Here is a 2,797-nt window from a genome sequence, read left to right as displayed (position 1 = left end):
GTACGCATCCAGGCGGTGCAGAGCCGTCAGGCAATCCGGCGCGTAGCGCAGATTGGGGCCCGGCTGCCGCTGTCCGTAGGCGCCTCCAGCAAGGTGCTGGCTGCCTACGCGCCGCCTGAAGTGCAGGTGCGTCTGCTGGCTGACTCCTCCTGGCCGGAGGCGGTTGACCGGAGCCTCTATCTGGAGCAGCTGAAGGAAATTACGCGCTGCGGCTATGCGACCAGCTTCGAGGAACGGGAACCCGGAGCGGCTGCAGTGGCCGTACCGATCGTCGGACGCAGCGGCAAGGTGGTGGCAGCCCTGTCACTATCGGGGCCTGTCAGCCGGCTGTCCCGGGAGACGCTGGAGCAATATGCGGCCATTCTGACAGAAAATGCAGCCGAAATGGGCCTGATGATCGATTAAACAAGATTATCCGTTATAGGAACGTAAGATGAGGGTAAATAAAAGTAAAGCAAAGGTAAAGTGGGAGTAAATTGGAAATGGATAATTTGTCTATATATGAGTTTTCGGTTGATTTTGGGTATGGGGTGATTCTATGAATATGAAAGTGGGAATACCCGAATCTTTGATGGAGGAGATTCAGCAGCTTCAAGACACGTTTGGTGCTGTGATGAGTCAGGCTATTGTGCTTACCGATCAGGAAGGGGACATGATCACCCGTCCCACAATCACCGGAAAGTTCTACGGGGAAATGCTGGCTTCACTGCAGGGGTTCGAACGGCCCTTTGGACCGCCGCTGCACCGGCTGGGCCCGTTCTCACACCCTACCGTCTTGGAGGAGTGGATTCCGGGGTTGAAGTACGTCGTCAGTCCGCTGGTTTCGGGGTATGGCCAGATTTACTATTTATGGTCAGGACTTTACATGGAGCAGGGAGCCAAGGAACAGGTGCTGAAAATTTTCGGGGCCCAAATGAAGCATCACCCCGACTATAAGCAGCTCCATGCGGAGCTTCTTGCTATGCCTGAGTATAGCCAGGAACGGATAGCGGAAATCAGAGAGAAATTAACGGTGCTGAGCAGTCTGCTGTGTAAGTTGTTCGCCGGCTGGGCGGTTAAACCGCAGGAAGAACGAAGCGGTATGATCATGACGCGGCTCCTGGGAAATCTGGAAGAAGATTGTCTGAATATTGAAGCAGTCCTGCAGATGCTGGCCGAGACGGCAGCGGGAGATTTGTATGCCTTGGCCATGGAAACGGACGAAGGTCAATTCAGGGTGAAGTATGCAGCGGGAAAGGATGCCCGTCTGCTGCTGGAAGCGGTTTTTCAGCAAGGGGACGGCTTTTTGGGTCAGGCTGCGCTAGGTAAAGAGCCTCGTCATTGGCAGGCGGTTTCCAAAGATCCGAGAGCGCTTTTTTTCACTCAGCTGGGACTGGAAATGCCTGAATATCTATCTTGTTATCCTGTTCGGATTAACAAGGGCAAAAGAGCCCTTATGTTCACAGCGGGCACAGGAAGAAACAGTCTGGAGAGCGGGAGCGGGCACCAGGAGAAAATGATTGCTTCGCTTCTGGGTATATCAGAGCGGGGAGAAGAGCTGCTGCGCCAGGCACAGCTATGCAAGGAAGGTACACTATGGCTTAAGGAAGCGGCGGCACTGCTCCCGCAGAGCGGATCTTTGCATGAGCTGGGGGCACAGATACTTAATGTAGTGATGGGACTGCCATTTTATCCGTCTTCTGTACTGGTCTACTTCCAGGATAAAGGATATCCTGCTAATACATATTTCGCCAGAGGATGGACGCCTGAGTCTGAAGCTCACTATATTCAGGAGCTGGAAGCCCGCTATTCCCCGCAATCTTTTCTGTCGTCAGCCATTTTCCACGAGACTGCTATGGGATCCCTCCTGCTTGAATGTCCACTGATGTCCGGGAATGAATTCAGGGGAGTGTTATCCGTTGGATTCAGGCAGCGGGAAGAAGCAGAGCGGTGGATGCCCCTGTTGGAGACTGTTGCCGCCCTGGCCGTGACGTCCATATGTCTTATCGAGAAGGACGCCAGATATTTGAAGCAGTCAGAATTGTTTCTGAGAAATTTACGCGAGTTTCTTCAGAGCAATCATTCCTTATTACAGAATCTCTCGCTGGAGGTATCGGACATGGCCTGCACCTTTGCCCGCTTCCTCGGCCTTTCAGAAGCTGAATCGGAACAAGTGAAGCTGGCGGGTCTGCTGGCTCCGTTCCGGACTGAGCTTGTCGCGGAATACGGATTTTTCAAGCCTGAGCTTATGGTGCTTAAACAGGTGGACCAATTGCCAGCCTGCCATTCAGAAATGGAGAAACCGGTCTTGCCGCCAGTTGTTCAGGTGCTGGCGCTTGTGCTTCACCATATCGGAGGACAGGCCCAGCCGGAACAGCTTGAAGGTTCTCCGCAAAAATGGATCGATCCGTCCAGGTTCCGCCTGAACTCTGCGGTGACCGCTGTGGTAGGGGATCAGCTGCTGTCTTCGTTTCAGTCTTTTCTGCGGATTCATGAGGATTCACCGCCGAAGAAAAGGGTGATTGCCGGCAAGAGGCTGCTGGACAGTGCGGCCTTGACGCTGCCAAAGGAAGAATGGGGCATATCTCCGCGTGAGGAAGAAGTGCTGGAGCTGATTGTGCACGGGAAGACGAACAAAGAAATCGCCAGCGCCCTATTCATTAGTGAGCATACCGTTAAGAACCATTTGAGCCGTATTTTTACTAAAATGAATGTGACTGACCGCTCACAAATTATCGCCTTGGTCTACAAGCGGATTTTGAACTCGGAACGGATTGAGATTTAATAAAGAAACAGCCCCCGGTGCTCACAAAGGAGC

At 53.1% G+C, this 2,797-nt stretch carries 2 protein-coding genes; both read left to right on the top strand.

Going from position 1 to position 2,797, the window contains the following annotated elements; genetic code table 11:
• Nucleotides 1-405, top strand: a 405-nt coding sequence (locus AQR02_RS34835; RefSeq protein WP_280818667.1) for an IclR family transcriptional regulator, incomplete at its 5' end; no start/stop codon positions are given.
• 133 nt (nt 406-538) lie between these two features.
• The gene (locus AQR02_RS35235) at nt 539-2,764 is read left to right on the top strand and encodes a response regulator transcription factor (RefSeq protein WP_054943032.1); all 2,226 of its coding nucleotides are present in this window, start codon (nt 539-541) and stop codon (nt 2,762-2,764) included.
• The last annotated feature ends 33 nt before the right edge of the window (nt 2,765-2,797 follow it).

This window comes from Paenibacillus ihuae (assembly GCF_001368795.1).
Taxonomy (GTDB): domain Bacteria; phylum Bacillota; class Bacilli; order Paenibacillales; family Paenibacillaceae; genus Paenibacillus_AQ; species Paenibacillus_AQ ihuae.
The sequence above is the reverse complement of the archived record's forward strand: the minus strand, read 5'-3'. Positions and strand labels throughout refer to the sequence as shown.

What these genes read in the sequence shown, in the direction of transcription:
- AQR02_RS35235 (WP_054943032.1), top strand. Translation starts at nt 539, where the DNA reads ATGAATATGAAAGTGGGAATACCCGAATCTTTGATGGAGGAGATTCAG.